This window comes from Chitinophaga dinghuensis, assembly GCF_003259435.1.
Classification (GTDB): domain Bacteria; phylum Bacteroidota; class Bacteroidia; order Chitinophagales; family Chitinophagaceae; genus Chitinophaga; species Chitinophaga dinghuensis.
This window is the reverse complement of sequence record NZ_QLMA01000003.1, coordinates 312,384-330,338: the sequence shown is the minus strand read 5'-3', so window position 1 is coordinate 330,338 and position 17,955 is coordinate 312,384. Positions and strand designations below refer to the sequence as shown.

Below are 17,955 nucleotides of genomic sequence, written 5' to 3'. Positions count from 1 at the left end.
AATGGTTTAGAAAACGATGGACTTCAATTTGAGTCCCGCCGTTTCATCCAGTCCGCACATCAGGTTCATATTCTGTACAGCCTGACCGGAAGCGCCTTTCAGCAGATTATCCTCAATAGAATGAATGACCAGTTTATCTCCTACTTTCTCTAACTGTATCAGCACTTTATTGGTATTTACCACCTGTTTGAGGTCGATCTGTTTTGTGCTCACATGCGTGAATGGATGACCAGCATAAAAATCCTGGTATAACTGCACAGCGGCTTCCAATGACAGATCACTCTGCTGATAGGAAGTCACCCAGATACCTCTTGGGAAATCGCCTCTTACCGGTACAAAGTTTACATCTGCTGTATATCCAGGCTGCAACAGTTGCAGGCTTCGTCGGATTTCTTTCAGATGTTGGTGTGTAAGTACCTTATAGGTAGAGATATTATTGGATCTCCAGGTAAAATGGGAAGTGGCCTGCAGGCTCTGACCTGCGCCGGTAGAACCGGTAATACCTGTAGTATGTACTTCTTTCAGAAGACCCGCTTTCGCCAAAGGCAGCAGTCCTAACTGAATAGCAGTAGCAAAACAACCAGGATTAGCAATATTCCTGGCGGTTTTTATAGCCTCTCTGTTCATTTCAGGAAGGCCATATACGAATACTCTGTCTTTAACGGTTTCGCCTAAACGAAAATCCTGACTGAGATCGATTATTTTGATGTGGTCAGCAATATCATTTGCTTCCACAAATTTTTTAGATTCACCATGACCGAGACAGAGGAACATCACATCAATGTCGTTACTCAGTTCGCCGGTAAAAGTAAGGTCTGTTTCACCCAGCAGATCAGCATGTACAGCGTAGAGGGGATTCCCTGCATTACTGCGACTGTGTACAAATGCAATGGTTACATCCGGGTGATTCAGCAAAAGCCGGATCATCTCTCCACCAGTGTATCCTGCCCCACCGATGATGCCTGCTTTTATTTTCTTGCTGTTACTCATCACTTAGCTATTGGAATTTTTAACCTGATGCCAGATCATTGTCTGGTTACCAAAAATTTTGCTGAAGCCTCTTACATCATCGCCAGACCAGCCACTGTTCATCTCGCCATATTTACCAAACTTGCTGCTCATCAGATCATAAGGACTCTGGATACCAGTCACCTGGAAGCGGTAAGGCATCAGTGTTACGAATACTTCGCCGCTTACATTTTCCTGCGTATGCTGGAGGAATGCTTCGATATCGCGCATTACAGGGTCCATAATCTGACCTTCATGCATCCAGTTACCGTAGAATTGCGCCAGTTGATCTTTCCAGCTAAGCTGCCATTTGGTGAGCACATGTTTTTCCAGTGCATGGTGCGCTTTAATAATCACCATTGGCGCAGCCGCCTCAAAACCTACGCGACCTTTAATACCGATGATAGTGTCTCCCACGTGGATATCACGACCAATAGCATAAGGACCGGCAAGTGTCTGGAGATATTGAATAGCTTCAGAAGGATGAGCGAATGTTTTATCGTTGATACCTACCAATTCACCTTTTTCGAAAACCAGTTTCACTTGTTCTTCGCCGTTTTTGGTCAACTGAGTAGGCCATGCAGCTTCTGGCAGCATACCATTGGATGTAAGGGTTTCCTTACCGCCAACAGAAGTTCCCCAGATACCTTTATTGATAGAGTACATGGCTTTTTCGAAGTTCACCGCTACGCCTTTTGACTGCAGGTAAGTGATTTCCTCTTCACGGCTCAGTTTCATATCACGAATCGGCGTGATGATTTCCACACCTGGGATCATAATATGGAATACCATATCAAAACGAACCTGGTCATTACCAGCACCGGTAGAACCGTGTGCAACGGCGTCGGCCCCAACTTCTTTTACATATTCTGCAATCGCCAGCGCCTGACTCATACGTTCAGCAGAAACACTCAGCGGATAGGTATTATTCTTCAGCACATTACCGAAGATCAGATATTTGATAACGCCGTCGTAGTAACTGCGGATAGCGTTTACAGTCTTGTGGCTCTTCACTCCCAGGCTAATCGCGCGTTGTTCAATTTCTTTCAGTTCTTCTTCAGAAAAACCGCCTGTGTTAACAATCACTGAATGCACTTCATAACCTTTTTCTTCGGTCAGATATTTAACGCAATAGGAGGTATCAAGTCCACCGCTAAATCCCAGTACTACTTTTTTCATTATAACGACATTTTATACAGATAACAATATTTTACTTTCATTCATTCAGAGGAAGAACAGGAATTTCTTTTTAGATCCTGCAGCGCCTCCTTCTTTCTTGCTTTTCAGCAATACAAATCTTTTGAATCGCAACCAGCGTTCATACAACTTGATATTCCCCTTGAAACGGCGATGACGGCGTCTTTCATGGTGAATACGTCCATTTGCAGCAACCGACATCTTCATCTTCTCTATCTCTGCTTCTGCCGCCTCTGCTTCCGCTTTAGCCGCCATTGCTTTTTCTTCCGCTTCTTTCAACTTCTCGGTTGGATCATACAACATAGCAGTACAAAGACAGTTCTTACGATTCTTAGACGTAAGAATATCAAAATTTACGCAGCTACGACACCCTTTCCAGAATTCTTCATCATCTGTTAACTCTGAATAAGTAACGGGCTCATAACCCAACTCGGAATTAATCTTCATCACCGCTAAACCGGTGGTCAAACCAAATATTTTTGAATCAGGATATTTCTGACGGGAAAGTTCGAAGATTTTCTTTTTGATAGACTTTGCTACACCATGCCCACGGAAGGCTGGATTCACGATTAGCCCTGAGTTGGCAACAAATTTATCATGGCCCCAGGCTTCAATATAACAGAAGCCTACCCAATCGCCCTGGTCCGTTAAAGCAATCACAGCTTTTCCTTCCTGCATCTTCAGCTCCACATAAGCCGGGGAACGCTTCGCAATTCCAGTTCCACGCGCTTTTGCAGACGACTCCATCTCATCGGTGATGGTCTTTGAATAGTGAATATCGTCAGGAGTGGCTACCCTAACGATGATATGTTGATTTTCCAACTTTAAAAATTGAAATCGTGAATCAATAAACTACATTGAAATATTCCATTACTGGAAATAGAAACACCTTATGATTGGGAATCATGGTGCGACAGCGGCCTTAATATGTCAAGCGCGCTATCAAATCCTAGGTCGTCGGGAAAGGTATCTAAAGACATTGAACCCAACAGAATATACCCCTTTATTTAAAGCGGGATGATATGCAGAAATGTTGGTATGAGTTGCGGTTTTTTCCAACTTCAGTTCAGCGTTAAATTGTGATAAATATTGTCTTTAGTTTAGATTATCCGCAAAGTTATAACATTATATTTTTAATTGGTCCAATTTTTTTTCCGTTAATTGATTTTTTTTCATTGCCTTAACAGAAAATGCCCGTACCACCAACATCTTGGGCGGCACGGGCATTACAGATATAATTATTATTTACTATTTAGTGATAATTCCCAGCTCGGCAATACTCGCCTGCTGATCCCCATCCACCGCAGGAGAAGTCCCTACCAGCTTGATATACCGCGCCATCGTAGGTGCAAAAACCACACTTTGCATAACCGGGTTGTTCCGGATGTTGGCAAAACTACCTGCTGCCGACTTTTTCCACTCCTTACCATCCATGCTGGTATAAAACTCATAACCATATATGATGCCCGGTGCATGTTCTTTTGTCACAGGAGTGTAAGTAAAGCCTTTAAGGAGCAGCACCTCTGAAAGATCCACAGCTAGCTCATGTGGGTAAGCTGCATTGCTAGATACCCAGGCAGATCCTGTATTCCCATCAATGGCCCTGGCAGCACTCTCGGCGCCATCGGTAGCCAGCGGCACCCAATTCGCAGGAGCAACATCATATATAGCCTCGGTAACAGCACTACGCTCCACCTTACCCTTCTCTTCATTTAAAGATACCGCACGGATCACGCCTCCCTTAGCCATCGGAATGATCTGTCCTGGTATATACCGCTGAGAAGTAGCATCTGGCATACTTCCATCCAGCGTATAAAAGATATGCTGATCCGTAGAAACATTCACCATACTTACTTCTCCCTGTCTGTTCCGACGCAGCACCGGTTGAGACACCAACACTGGCGCCTTATACAATCCCACTTCACTGATCACCGGACAAGCCTTAGCATCCAGGATATGAATTCTTACTTCCTTGGTGGTCGTATTCGGGAATTGTAAAATACGTTTGTGACCAATGGTCGTCTCTTTGGCAATTTCTTTAAACGTGCCATTCTCCATCACCTCTACTGTAAAGTCTTTTACTCGTTGCCCCAGCGCAATATACTCCTGCAATACCAGTCTGTTGAAGGTAACAGGCTGTTTGAAAGACAGGGTGATAGTAGCATCCGTAACGTTGTCGGGAGTAGCCCAGTAAGTTTTGCTGTTGCCATCGATGAGGTGACTAACATTCACGGCAGCATTGTTGCTCCTGGTAGCAGAAGCTTTTACGATAGCCGTTTTCGCCAGATTATTCTTAAAGGTAGCATCCAGCACCCGGCGCATCTCCATCAAACGGGTAGAGTCGTTGCGATGAATCACACCGTCTCTGTCTACCGGCACATTCAGAATCAAATTACCATTACGGCCTACAGATCCGTAATAGATGGTCAGCAGTTCCTGTATGGATTTCACTTTATCATCTGTATCCGGACTATAAAACCATCCCGGACGAATACTCACATCGCATTCAGCAGGTACCCAGGCTTCGCCATCTTCCACCCCTTCATTGAGCGACTTCTGCGCAGGCGCATCCTTACCAGGACCATATCCTTTAATGTTGAGCGTACTCCAGTTGGTTTTGCCAGCAATACCATTTTCATTACCTACCCAGCGACATCCAGGTCCAACATCACTGAAGATAACCGCATTCGGCTGGAGTTTATGAACCGTATTATTGAAAAGCGTAAAATCGTATTTCTGTGGTTTGGTGCCATCATTGGCGCCATCGAACCATTGTTCGAACACAGGGCCGTAGTTGGAAAGTACTTCTGACAGGGTGTTTACAAAAGTCTGATTGTACTTAGGCGTGCCGTAATCCGGGTGATTTCTGTCCCAGGGAGACAAGTACACACCGAATTTCAGGCCGTACTCTTTACATGCAGCAGAAAGTTCTTTCAGGATATCTCCTTTGTACATACTTTCTCTCACCGTGTGAGTACTGTATTTACTAGGCCAGAGGCAGAAGCCATCATGATGTTTGGCAGTAAGTACTATTCCCTTCATACCAGCCAGTTTAGCCGTACGGGCCCATTGGCGGGCATCCACATGAGTAGGGTTAAAGACTTTCGGGTCTTCATCTCCATGTCCCCATTCCTTATTGGTGAAGGTATTCGGACCGAAGTGAATGAACATGTAATACTCCATGTCATTCCATTCCAATTGTGCTTTGGAAGGTAATGCGCCATAAGGTTTAATTTCCTGGGCGATGGCCATGTTGCAGGCCAGCAGGCCTGCCAGTAACGGTGTTATTTTCATGTAGCACTGTTGATTACGTTGCTTGCGAAGATAAAACAGATATATCAGGAGCATCGATCCCGAATTACCTTTTCCTGATCCAATATTAGCAGTTAAATCTGGCATAAGTGCTGACAACCATCAGTGTCAGGAGAAAAATCACCGTTTATCACAAAAATGTAAGAAAAGTAGACACTGACTCCCAATTGATAAATCTAATTTTATAAATTTAGCCTCTTCTGAACGTATTTACTATACGCTATTTAAACAACTGAACAATGATGAAACAACCACTGCATCGCAGAAGTTTTCTGAAAAACACCGCAGCGGCAGGAATAGGCCTGTCTATGCTCGGTTCTTCTGCCAAACTGTTTGCCAATGAAAAGAAACCCAAAGTTAGAATTGGTCTGATTGGCGTTGGCGCCCGCGGTTTGAGCCACCTCAACTTATGCCTCCGCAGAGATGATGTAGACCTAATTGCTTTTGCTGACCCGGACACTGCCTATACTGTTCCTAAGGCAAGAGACATGATCACCAAAATCTATGGCGCTAAACGTAAAGTAGCTGAATATACTAACGGCCCTGAAGATTTTCGTAATATGCTGAAACGCGACGATATTGACGCGGTGGTAATTGCTACTCCATGGGAATGGCATTCCATCATGGCTATCGCTGCGATGAAAGCAGGTAAAATACCTGCTGTGGAAGTATGTGGCGCTTCCGATATCCAGGAATGCTGGGAGCTTGTAAACACCAGCGAGAATACCGGTATCCCGGTATTTGGTATGGAGAACGTATGTTACCGTCGCGATGTGATGGCCGTACTGCAAATGGTTCGTCAAGGTCTCTTTGGAGAACTGACACACCTGCAGGGAGGTTATCAGCATGATCTCCGTGGCGTTAAATTCAACAACGGTAAACAATACTATGGCGGTGGCGTTGAATTCGGCGAAAACGCGCTCTCCGAAGCTAAATGGAGAACTAACCACTCCGTACACCGCAATGGCGACCTCTATCCTTCTCATGGTCTGGGTCCTATCTGCAACGCTATCAATATCAACCGTGGTAACCGCCTGCTGTCGCTGACTTCCGTGGCTACCAAATCCAGAGGTCTGCATAAATACATTGTAGACAATAGCAGTGAAAGTCATCCAAACGCAAAGGTGGAATTTAAGCTGGGCGATATCGTGTCTACCTTAATCAAAACCAACAATGGCGAAACGATCATGCTGTCGCATGATACCAACAGTCCCCGTCCTTACTCTCTGAACTTCCGCGTTCAAGGTACAAACGGGCTGTGGATGGATGATCAGAAACAGATCTATGTAGAGAAAGTAAGTAAACAAAACGACGTTTGGGAAAGCACTGGTAAATTCGACGATCCGAATTCTTACTATGGCAAATACGACCATCCTTTATGGAAACGTTATGCCAATGATGCTGCCGGCGCTGGCCATGGCGGTATGGATTGGTTCGTAATGAACTCTTTCGTGGAAAGTATTAAACGTGGTGCGCCATTCGCACTCGACGTATATGATATGGCTACCTGGTATGCTATCACTCCGCTCACAGAACAATCTGTAGCAGAAGGCGGCAGCGTACAATATATTCCTGACTTCACCCGCGGTCGCTGGATGAACAGGAAAGCTATCTTCGCACTGGACGACCAGTACTAATTTAGAATCGAACTAACTATGTGCAAAACGGCGAACCGATTGGTTCGCCGTTTTAGTTTATTCCCTACTTACAATGTGAAGCATATCGAGCCTTTTACGAAACAGCGCCTCATAATCCTCCTGATTTTCAGTTGTCAAAAAAGATTGCTTTAACAGCGCAATTACCTTCGGAACTTTATCTTTAATTCTCTCAAATAAATCATTGATATGAATGACAGACAGTCCCAACTTCAACCCAAAATCTGTAAAATACTGTCTGCTAAATTTTCTTTTTTTACCTCCTAATGTGAGCGCCATTTCTTCTACATCTTTGGGATTTGCAATAGATACATTCAACAAATCGTATGCAGGAGCGAGATTCCAGAAGTCACCATTGCGAATCATTGAGAAATTCTTCAGATGCATATCATTATTGCCAGTAAGAAAACAGAACAAAACAAGTTCGAAATAATTGCCAGCATCTGACAAGGGAGAAGAAGAGTATAGGGAGATAGCCCGTCCTACTTTCTCCATACTTCCTATATACTTATCGTAAGCCTCCAGGACCTGGAACATATCCAACATATGTATAAACGTCCCATCCATTGTTCTGTCCATCCTACGGGTAATATAAGCCAGCTCTCCAGATGACAGGCGAATCAGGCTGTGAGGGGCCGTATTTATACCGAATACTTCTTTCGCCATTAACATACTGACATGCTCATTTTCCGGCAACTGCGAATAATCAGGATTAGGTGGTTTGATGATATAATTACCACCTCCTTTCCCCGCAATAGTAAGGGCGTCCTTCTCTAGTAACAGCTTTGGTTGCACACCTGGAACAGCCACACTTGTCTGAATAAGTTGACTTGCCATTGCTGCCATGTCTGCCAGTGAATAATTAATTACAGGTACCTCTGCTGTCCCAAAAAAGAGTTCACTGCAACGGGGATGAAAGTCGGCCTCACTATGAAGTAACGGTTGATAGCAATACAGGCATTTACAATTCATTCTCCTCTTGTATTAATGGATGAATACTTACGGCGCCTATACAATTCTGACAACAGGCTAATAATAAGCCCATGCTGTCATTACGTTTCAGATTCCACTTTTGGATCGCCATTTCCAGTAGCCAGCCTTCCGGGATCAATCCTTCAAAAAAAGGGAATAAATGCCGCTCAATGTAGGGTTCCCGCCGTACAGGCATACTAAAAGTCAGGAACAAATCAGGAGATGATTGTACATATTCCGGGGTATACTGAAATAAGTATTCTCCATGATCGGTTGCTGTTATGTGGCCAGCCAGTTTATCCTGGTAATAGACTTTTCCTATTCTCATTGCCGGCTTTATTTGGATGATGTGGTATTATTGGATCTCATTTGCGTACACTTAAACTACAATATAGGAAAACATGGAATTAACAGCTCAAACAATCACTTGTAAAAATAAAAAAACCGCCTTAAAAGGCGGTTCCTGTCAGCTTGCAATTAAACTATAAAACTGTTACTCCATTCTCGATGGTGGTAACATAAATTTCTGGTTCTTTATGATACTTGGAAGTATAACGGGAACGTACATACGCGGAATATTCCTCCACTTTATCCGCTTCCACGAGGTTGATAGTACAACCGCCAAATCCGCCTCCCATCACGCGTGCACCCGCTACTTCTTCTCTTTCGCTGGCCAGGGAAACCAGGAAATCCAGTTCCGGACAACTTACTTCATATAATTTCGAAAGCCCTTCATGGGTTTCATACATCAGTTTTCCGAATTCATTCAGCTTTCCTTGCTGTAATAATCCTGTAGCCTCCTGAACACGACGTATCTCCTCAATGACATATACGCAACGATCATATACTTTGGCCGGCAATTCCGCTTTTACTTCGTCCAGCATAGCCAGGGTGGCATCCCGGAGGGATTTTACTTCCGGATGTAATTGCTGAATCGCTTTCACACCGGTTTCACATTGCTGACGACGTACATTATACTCAGAAGAAGCCAGACTATGATGGACCATGGAATTACAAAGCACTACTTTATAGCCTGGGAATTCGAATGGGAAATATTCGTAGGAGAGACTACGGCAATCCAGCCGGATTACCTGATCTTTTTTACCGTGTAAATTCGCAAACTGGTCCATAATGCCGCATTTCACACCCGGAAAAGTGTGTTCTGCCTTCTGACCAATCAGCGCCATCTCCATCCGGGAGAGGTTATAGCCAAATAGCTTATCCAGTGCTGCTACCAGCCCGCCTTCTACTGCCGCTGAGGAGGAAAGACCCGCTCCCACAGGGATATCTCCTGCTAACACACAGTCAAAACCCTCTACCTTCAATCCGCGCTCCTGGAGCTGGGCTACTACGCCCATGATATAATTAATCCATCCTGGGGTAGGTACTACCGCATCCAGGGAAAAGGATACTGTTTCTTTTGTGAAAACCGCATGTACATTACATTGGCGGGTACCGTTCAGGGCAACTGCATAAACGATCTTTTTATCGATGGCTGCGGGTAATACAAACCCGTCGTTATAATCTGTATGTTCACCTATCAGATTGATTCTTCCGGGGGAAACTACAATCAATGGCTCTTTATGAAACAGTTCTATGAATTGCTCTTTTGTTTTCTGTATCATTCGTCTTAATTAAACGTAAAATTTACGCCTAAAAATAATCATATTATCTAAATAAAAAAGGAAAGCAGCAATATATTCAACGTAAAAAATGGGCTAAAAAGTAAATTTTATAACCGGCAGCTTAAAATGCAGAAGGCCCGGCAAAACGCATCATGTTTTGTCGGGCCTTCTGGTTATATCTTTATAAAGCAATTAATCAGGATGGTAGTCCTTTCTTATAACCTGCTGCTGCATAATATAAGATATACAGGTAGCAAGGAACCATAATGATATATGGCATTTGTCTGTTGCCCAGGTTCACGCACAATGCACCGTACAGCAAAGGCAAAATAGCGCCACCGGCAATAGCCATAATCAGGAAGGCAGAACCCAGTTTGGTGAATTTACCCAGCTTGTTGATAGCCAATGGCCAGATGCCAGGCCACATCAGAGAATGTGCAAAGCTCAGCAGGATAATGAATATAACAGAGGTTTTACCGCTTGTGAGCAATGCGCCCGCTGTAAATACAGTACCTAATACCGCACAAATAATCAGGGCAGCACGCTGAGAAATGTATTTTGGCACCAGTACAATACCCAGCAGATAACCTACAGTGAGGGCAACCAGGCTATAAATTCCCAGGTGGATGGCCACCTCTTTGGTAAAACCGCTGGCTTCTCCATACAGGGCCAGTGAATCAATAGCCAGTACCTCTACCCCTACATATAAAAACAGGCAGAGAATACCCAGCATCAGATAAGGAATCTTAAATATAGAACTAGGCGTTTTCACATTACTCTCACCTGCTTCTTCCTCTGGATTTACTTCAGGCAGATGCGCTTTTCTTACCATGAACCCTAAACCGACCAGTACAACCGCCATGATGATATAAGGTACAATCACGCGGCCAGCCAGTAAAGTCAGCTCTGCTTCTTTCTCCGCACCTTGCAAGGTTTCGATCTTCTGAGACAATTCTGTAGTATCGCTAAACAACAGGACACTAAGCAGGAGGATACCGATCATGGCCGCCACTTTGTTACAGATACCCATGATGCTCATACGCTGTGCAGCGCGCTCAATAGGCCCGATGATGGTAACATAGGGATTAGAGGCCGCCTGTAACAGCGTCATACCAGCTCCCTGGATGAATAATCCTACCAGGAACAATGGAAATGAACGCATTTGCGCCGCAGGCACAAATATCAGAGAGCCTATAGCCATGGTGAAAAGCCCTACCGACATCCCATTGGCAAATCCCACCTTTTTAAGGATACCAGAAGATGGAATGGCCATCACGAAATAAGAGATATAAAAGGCGAAAGTCACGAAATATACCTGGAAATCAGATAATTCGCAGGCCTGCTTCAAAAATGGAATCAACACACTGTTCAACCAAGTTATAAATCCAAAAAGGAAAAATAAGGTCCCGATGACAGTCATTGCCTTGGCATTGCTGCTACGGCTGGCAGATAGAGGTGCTTCCATTGTTACTGTTTGGTTCGACATAGCGGAGTAGATGATTTTTAGTATTTGCGAACATAATAAAACTCATTCGTTATTTCATAAATATCTTAGCTAAAACGTTTTACCGTCGAAAAAAAACACAGGCGTTTATCCGGTTTTTTAGAAAATGATAAAAAAATATTTATACATTTATCGGGCAAAAATTCACTGTAACTTAACACGTTTATGGCTCAGCAATCACGGCAAGGGGCGCAAAGTACGCACCCTTCTTTCTTTGTGCTAATTTTAGTGTTCTTTTTTTGGGGCTTCCTGGCTGCATCCAACAGCATATTTATCCCGTTCTGCAAATCTCACTTTAACCTGACCCAGCTTGAATCTCAGCTGATTGACTTCTCCTTCTACAGCGCCTACTTTATCGGTTCCCTGATATTATATCTGGCATCCGCGGCAAGAAAGGTAGACATCCTCAATAAGATAGGTTATAAGAAGGGTATTATTTACGGTTTATTGATTTCTGTACTCGGCTCAGCAATTATGATCCCTTGTGTAAACAAGGAAAAAATCGTTCCTATCACGGAAACCGTGAAGGATATCAGTAGTTTCCAACCAGAACAGCAATTACAAACTTCTGATCGCGAAGTGAAAATTCGCCGCGAAAAAGAAAATGACACCTATTCTCTGCTGATCGCCAATAACGAAAACGGCGCCAAATACACCAGCAACGCCAATCTCCTGGCTGCGGTTCCTGGCGGCTTCGCCCTCAATGGCAAAGAATATACAGGTACTTTCAAAAAAGAAAACCTGGAAAAAGTAGTAGGCGTTCTGCAGGCAGATTTCCAGCAGACAGCCACCTTCGGCTACTTCGGCCTGATTCTCATGGCACTGTTCATCGTTGCACTGGGCTTCTCCCTGCAACAAACTGCTGCCAATCCATTCGCCATCCTCCTCGGTGATCCGGCAAAAGGCGCTCACCGCCTCAACCTCGCTGGCGGTATCAACTCTTTCGGTACCACCATCGGACCTATCATCGTTAGTATGCTGCTCTTCGGCGGCGCTAAAGGCGGCGAAGTAAGCACCGATATCAGCAAAATCAATATGCTGTATATCATGCTGATCGTACTGTTCCTCATCGCTGCTGCCATCTTCGCATTTGTAAAAATGCCAGAAAGCACGGAAGCAAACGAGGCTTTCGAATCTTCTCCTAAAGCAACCAATGCCATCCTCGGTATCACCCTGATGTTCATTCTGATACTCCTGGGCCTCTGGCTCAAAATGGAACTCCCACTGTTCATCACAGGTATCATAGGTATCATCGGCATTCTCTTCGTAGCTAAACTGTCTTCCCAGAAAAATCCTGAAGGATGGGGCGCTATGAAATACCCTCAGCTCACACTGGGTATGCTGGCCATCTTCATCTATGTAGGTGTGGAAGTAACCATCGCCAGCAACCTCGGCGCATTGCTGAAACATCCTGGATTCCTGACGCCACAAGGCCTCGCAGAGTCTCAGCTGGACCCTTACGTATCCCTCTTCTGGGGTTCTATGATGATCGGCCGCTGGACTGGCGCCATCAGCGTATTCAACGTTTCCAAAACTACCCGTAAGATCCTCTGCGTAGTGGTTCCATTTGTAGCCTATGGCGTAGTGCTCGGCGCTAACATCCTCAAAGGCAACGAAGTAAAAGAACTATACCCTTATGCTATCTGCATTGCTATCCAGATCATTGGCTTCTTCGCCGGTCAGGATAAACCAGCCAAAACACTGATGATCTTTGGCTTACTGGGCATCCTCGCAGTAGCAATTGGTCTGACTACCAGCGGTCCGCTGGCTACTTTCGCTTTCATCAGCGGCGGTCTTTTCTGCTCCGTAATGTGGCCAAGCATCTTCGCACTGTCTATCGGCGGTCTTGGAAAATATACCGGACAAGGTTCTGCATTCCTGATCATGATGATCCTCGGCGGTTCCCTCGTTCCTCCTGTTCAAGGCGGTCTGGCAGATATTCCTGCTATCGGTATCCATTATTCCTACATTATTCCGGGCATATGCTTCGCATATCTCGCGTTCTTTGCATTCAGAGTTAAAAACATACTAAAATCTCAAGGAATTGATTATGAGTCAGCAATTAGCGGTGGGCATTGATATTGGAGGGACTAACACAGTTTTCGGCATCGTAGATCGCAGAGGTAATATCTTGAGTGATGGAAAGATGTCAACCAAAAGCCATGACAACGTAGAGGATTTCTTAACAGAACTTCACGGTCACCTGAGCATTCTCATCGACCAGGCTGGCGGCACAGAAAATATTAGAGGTATCGGTGTAGGCGCGCCTAACGGTAACTTCTATACCGGCAATATCGAATATGCGCCAAACCTCACCTGGCGCGGTATCGTACCACTGGCTAACCTGCTGGAACAACGCTTCGGCCTGCCCACAGTGCTTACCAACGATGCTAACGCAGCTGCCATAGGTGAAATGACCTATGGCGCTGCCAGAGGAATGAAAGACTTTATCATGATCACACTGGGTACCGGCGTGGGTAGTGGTATCGTTGCCAACGGCCAACTGATCTATGGTCACGATGGATTCGCTGGTGAACTCGGTCACTGTATTGTACAACCTGGCGGCCGCCTCCACCCAGGAACCGGCATGCGCGGATCTCTGGAATCCTACGCTTCCGCTACAGGCGTATGCAATACAGCTAAAGAATTCCTGACCACCCGCCCCGACGCGGAAAGCACGCTCCGTCAGTATGCACTGGAAGACATCACTTCCAAAATGATCTACGAAGCAGCCATGAAAAATGATCCGCTCGCAAAAGAAGTCTATGAATACACCGGTAAAATCCTCGGTGAAGCATTGGCCAATTTTGTAATGTTCTCCAGCCCCGAAGCAATCATTTTGTTCGGAGGCCTGACCAAAGCAGGCGATCTGCTCATGAAACCAGTGCGCGTTCACATGGAAAATAATGTGCTCCCAATATTCCAGAATAAAGTTAAATTGCTATTCTCCGAACTGAAGGAAAGTGATGCCGCTATTCTGGGCGCCAGCGCCCTGGCTTGGGAAATGAAAGACTAAAAACTATTCATGAATGAAAGATAGAAGAAGTTTTTTGAAAACAGCGGCCCTCGGCGCCGCTGTTTTCTCTTTAGACAGCATCGCTTCTGCAGCAGATGCACAAGGGAAGAAAAATCTCGTGAAAGGTAAACCTATCGTGGTATCTACGTGGGACTTCGGTCGTGCCGCCAACTCCGCTGCATGGGATATCCTGAAGAAAGGCGGCCGCGCCCTCGATGCAGTGGAAGCCGGCGTTCGCGTTCCTGAAGCAGATCCTAATAACCATACCGTGGGCTACTCCGGCTTCCCCGACAGAGATGGCCGCGTTACCCTCGATGCCTGCATCATGGACGAATTAGGCAACGCCGGGTCTGTAGCCGCACTGGAACATGTAACACATGCTATTTCCGTAGCCCGCCTCGTTATGGAGAAAACGCCACACGTTATGCTCGTTGGCGACGGCGCACTCCAATTCGCTCTGGCCAACGGTTTCCAGAAAGAAAACCTGCTGACCCCTGAATCAGAAAAAGCCTGGAAAGAATGGCTGAAAAAATCTGAATACAAGCCAGTCATCAATATCGAGAACAAATCATACGACAGCAATCCTGCCGGCGCCACTGCTTTCAATCCGCTGATGCTGCCAGGAAATGTCTATAACCATGATACCATCGGAATGATAGCCATGGACGCCAATGGAGACCTCTCTGGCGCCTGCACCACTTCCGGTATGGCATTCAAACTGCATGGCCGTGTGGGCGACTCCCCTATCATCGGAGCTGGCCTCTACGTTGATAACGAAATCGGCGCAGCTACCAGCACCGGCGTCGGCGAAGAAGTGATTAAAATTGTTGGTAGCCACCTCGTCGTGGAACTGATGCGTCAGGGCTATCCTCCTGAAGCTGCCTGCAAAGAAGCGGTTACACGTATCGTGAAACGCAGTCCTTCTAAAGCAAAAGAAATCCAGGTAGGCTTCCTCGCACTGAATAAAAAAGGCGAAGTAGGCGCTTACTGCCTGCAACAAGGCTTCAGCTACGCTGTGCTGAATAATGAAAAGAATAATGTGTTGATTAACGGTAAAAGCTACTTTAAATAGATAGCAGCTCTTTTACTTAGATGCCCGTTGGCCGTCTAAGTAAAAGAGAGAGCGCATCCTTCCATCGCACATCAATGGAAGGATGCGCTCCAAAATAAAATTCATACATATGCTCACCCTTGAAATATGCGCCGGCTCCGTCTCCTCCTGTATCGCAGCAGAAAAAGGTGGCGCTACCAGAATAGAACTCTGCGATAACCTCCTCGAAGGCGGTACCACTCCCAGCTACGGCGCCATCGCCCTGGCACGCGAATCCGTTAAAATAGCAATATATCCCATCATTCGCCCTCGCGGCGGCGATTTCCTCTACTCTGATATCGAGTTTGAAACCATGAAACGAGATATCGCCCTCTGCAAACAACTCGGCTGCAATGGCGTGGTAATCGGTATCCTGACACCTGACGGCAGAGTAGATAAAAAAAGAACAAAAGAACTGGTGGACCTGGCAGCCCCCATGGGCGTCACTTTCCACAGAGCGTTTGATATGACCGACAATCCGTTTGAAGCCCTGGAAGACATTATATCCACCGGCTGCGAACGTATTCTTACTTCCGGATGCAGAAATACCGCAGTGGAAGGCGCCGAATTACTGAAGGAACTCGTCATTCGCAGTAACGACAGAATAGCCATCATGGCTGGTTCCGGCGTACGCAGCAACAACATTGCACAACTTGTAAAAACTACCGGCGTAGTGGAATTCCATACCTCCGCTAAAGCATATAATGATAGTAAAATGGTCTATCGTAATCCCAACGTTAGTATGGGCGGTATCCCCGGCGTACCTGAATATGGCATCTCCGAAACACAGGAAAAAGAAGTGCAATTAATACGTGAAACGGCTGAAAAAGCATTGGAAGAATTACAATAATAGAGTATTTTAGCTCCTTGCCAACTACAGGCATTGCTAGTATTCAGTTAAAGTTAAAAGTGAACAACCATGAAAAAAATTATCCTTGCAGCAGCCATGCTGTTGGGCGGACTCTATGCTAACGCCCAGGTCAAAGGTGCACGCCACGTAATTCTTATCGGTATGGACGGCTTCGGCGCCTACTCTTTTCCTAAAGCCGATAATCCTAACATGAAACAAATGATGCAGGACGGCTCCTGGACACTGGAAGCCAGAAGCGTTCTTCCATCCTCCAGTGCAGTCAACTGGGCATCTATGGTAATGGGCGCAGGTCCTGAACTTCACGGATATACAGAATGGGACAGCAAAAAGCCGGAATTACCTTCCCGCACCCTGGATAAATACGGCATGTTCCCTTCCATCTATTCCATCCTCCGCGAACAAAAACCGAATGCAGAAATTGGCGTAATCTATAGCTGGGCAGGTATCGGCTATCTCTTCCCTAAAGCTGCCGTTAATAAAGAAGTGGGTACGCACGACAATGATACCCTTGCAACCACAGAGGCGATTGATTATATTAAAGCAAAAAAACCAGACTTCCTCTTCATCCATTTCGATCAGCCTGACGGCGTAGGACATAATATCGGCCATAATACGCCTGAATATTATGACCAGGTAAAGAAAAACGATGCTTTACTGGGCCAGATTCTGCAAGCCATCAAAGATGCTGGCATGTGGGATAACTCCATCATCATCCTCACCGCAGATCATGGCGGTATTAAAAAAGGACATGGTGGAAAAACCATGGAAGAAATGCAAATTCCTTGGATCATGAGAGGACCAGGCGTTCGTAAAAACAACCAGCTGAAATCCAGTATCATGACCTATGATACTGCTGCAACCATCGCATGGATTTTTGGTCTGAAAACGCCACAGGTATGGATTGGTCGTCCGGTTATGGAAGCATTTAAATAATCGCTCATGAAAAAGTTATTTATCGCGGCAGCAGCTCTAATACTGGGTTTCAAAGCATCTGCACAAAATAAAATTACCGTTCTCACTTATAATACGCATCATGGCGCCAACATGAAAAATGAAATCGATCTGGCAGCCATTGCAAAAGTGATCAACAACGCACATCCCGATCTGGTAGCACTCCAGGAAGTAGACAGCGTTACCAGTCGCACCGGAAAAATTGATCAGTTAAAAGAACTGGCCCGGTTAACCGGTATGTATTGCTATTTCGGCCGTTCTATGTGGTATGATGGCGGTGGTTACGGTACAGGCATTCTCTCTAAATATCCTATCAAATCTGCACAAACATTACAGATGGCAGTAGGAGACGGAAAAGAGCCCAGAGCAACTGGCATTATCACAGTGGAATTACCTGGTAAAAAAATGATTCAGTTTGCCAGCACACACCTGGACGTAGAAGATGAAGATACCTGGCGCCTGCAAGAAGCCAAACAACTGATCAACTTCTTCAGCAAAAGCAAATATCCGGTAATCATTGCAGGCGATTTCAATGCGGAACCAAACACCACGGAAATCGGCGAATTCACGAAATTCTTTACGGATATCACCGCTAATGCCGGTCCTAGCTTCCCATCAGATAAACCATCCATCAAACTGGATTATATCATGATTCATGCTCCTAAAACCTGGAAAGGTGGAAACGCGCAAGTGATTGATGAGAGAATAGCTTCCGACCACCGTCCGGTAATGGCCGACATACAAACCAAGTAAA

Annotated in this window: 15 protein-coding genes; 7 read left to right on the top strand and 8 right to left on the bottom strand. The window is 45.4% G+C overall.

The window, feature by feature from the left end; all coding sequences use genetic code 11:
• Nucleotides 1–6: 6 nt before the first annotated feature.
• The 4 genes from argC to CLV59_RS10380 form a co-directional block, all read right to left on the bottom strand.
• Nucleotides 7–990, bottom strand: coding sequence for an N-acetyl-gamma-glutamyl-phosphate reductase (argC, locus tag CLV59_RS10395; protein WP_111591963.1), 984 nt, complete (start codon nt 988–990; stop codon nt 7–9).
• A 3-nt stretch (nt 991–993) separates the two neighbouring features.
• Complete coding sequence (gene argG / locus CLV59_RS10390) at nt 994–2,187, bottom strand: argininosuccinate synthase (protein WP_245950849.1); 1,194 nt, start codon at nt 2,185–2,187, stop codon at nt 994–996.
• Between the two features lie 45 nt (nt 2,188–2,232).
• Complete coding sequence (locus CLV59_RS10385; RefSeq protein ID WP_245950848.1) at nt 2,233–3,027, bottom strand: GNAT family N-acetyltransferase; 795 nt, start codon at nt 3,025–3,027, stop codon at nt 2,233–2,235.
• A 426-nt stretch (nt 3,028–3,453) separates the two neighbouring features.
• Complete coding sequence (locus CLV59_RS10380) at nt 3,454–5,499, bottom strand: alpha-L-fucosidase (RefSeq protein ID WP_111592331.1); 2,046 nt, start codon at nt 5,497–5,499, stop codon at nt 3,454–3,456.
• 257 nt (nt 5,500–5,756) lie between these two features.
• Here CLV59_RS10380 and CLV59_RS10375 point away from each other — a divergent pair, with 257 nt between their 5' ends.
• Nucleotides 5,757–7,154 (top strand): Gfo/Idh/MocA family protein, encoded by a 1,398-nt coding sequence (locus CLV59_RS10375; RefSeq protein WP_211323798.1) that lies wholly within the window; start codon nt 5,757–5,759, stop codon nt 7,152–7,154.
• Between the two features lie 57 nt (nt 7,155–7,211).
• Here the strand turns inward: CLV59_RS10375 and CLV59_RS10370 are convergent, their stop codons facing one another.
• The 4 genes from CLV59_RS10370 to CLV59_RS10355 form a co-directional block, all read right to left on the bottom strand.
• Nucleotides 7,212–8,018 (bottom strand): HipA domain-containing protein, encoded by an 807-nt coding sequence (locus CLV59_RS10370; protein ID WP_211323796.1) that lies wholly within the window; start codon nt 8,016–8,018, stop codon nt 7,212–7,214.
• A gap of 115 nt (nt 8,019–8,133) precedes the next feature.
• Entirely contained in the window at nt 8,134–8,472 is a 339-nt protein-coding gene (locus CLV59_RS10365; RefSeq protein WP_111591960.1) for a HipA N-terminal domain-containing protein, read from the bottom strand.
• Between the two features lie 154 nt (nt 8,473–8,626).
• Nucleotides 8,627–9,769, bottom strand: a complete 1,143-nt coding sequence (galK, locus tag CLV59_RS10360) for a galactokinase (protein WP_111591959.1) — start codon at nt 9,767–9,769, stop codon at nt 8,627–8,629.
• A gap of 196 nt (nt 9,770–9,965) precedes the next feature.
• Nucleotides 9,966–11,255, bottom strand: coding sequence for a sugar MFS transporter (locus CLV59_RS10355; protein WP_111591958.1), 1,290 nt, complete (start codon nt 11,253–11,255; stop codon nt 9,966–9,968).
• Between the two features lie 183 nt (nt 11,256–11,438).
• Between CLV59_RS10355 and CLV59_RS10345 the strand changes: the two genes are divergently transcribed.
• The 6 genes from CLV59_RS10345 to CLV59_RS10320 all read left to right on the top strand — a co-directional run bounded on the left by CLV59_RS10345 (nt 11,439) and on the right by CLV59_RS10320 (nt 17,954).
• Nucleotides 11,439–13,352 (top strand): MFS transporter, encoded by a 1,914-nt coding sequence (locus tag CLV59_RS10345; protein ID WP_211323794.1) that lies wholly within the window; start codon nt 11,439–11,441, stop codon nt 13,350–13,352.
• Entirely contained in the window at nt 13,324–14,289 is a 966-nt protein-coding gene (locus CLV59_RS10340; RefSeq protein ID WP_111591957.1) for an ROK family protein, read from the top strand. Before CLV59_RS10345 ends, CLV59_RS10340 begins: the two co-directional genes overlap by 29 nt.
• Nucleotides 14,290–14,302: 13 nt before the next feature.
• On the top strand, nt 14,303–15,361 hold the full coding sequence (locus CLV59_RS10335; RefSeq protein ID WP_111591956.1) for a N(4)-(beta-N-acetylglucosaminyl)-L-asparaginase: 1,059 nt from the start codon (nt 14,303–14,305) through the stop codon (nt 15,359–15,361).
• Between the two features lie 109 nt (nt 15,362–15,470).
• Nucleotides 15,471–16,229 carry a copper homeostasis protein CutC gene (locus CLV59_RS10330; protein WP_111591955.1) on the top strand — a complete coding sequence of 253 codons (759 nt, stop codon included), beginning with the start codon at nt 15,471–15,473 and terminating at the stop codon, nt 16,227–16,229.
• A gap of 69 nt (nt 16,230–16,298) precedes the next feature.
• Nucleotides 16,299–17,183 (top strand): alkaline phosphatase, encoded by an 885-nt coding sequence (locus CLV59_RS10325; RefSeq protein WP_111591954.1) that lies wholly within the window; start codon nt 16,299–16,301, stop codon nt 17,181–17,183.
• Nucleotides 17,184–17,189: 6 nt separating this feature from the next.
• Nucleotides 17,190–17,954, top strand: coding sequence for an endonuclease/exonuclease/phosphatase family protein (locus CLV59_RS10320; protein ID WP_111591953.1), 765 nt, complete (start codon nt 17,190–17,192; stop codon nt 17,952–17,954).
• Nucleotide 17,955: the final 1 nt, after the last annotated feature.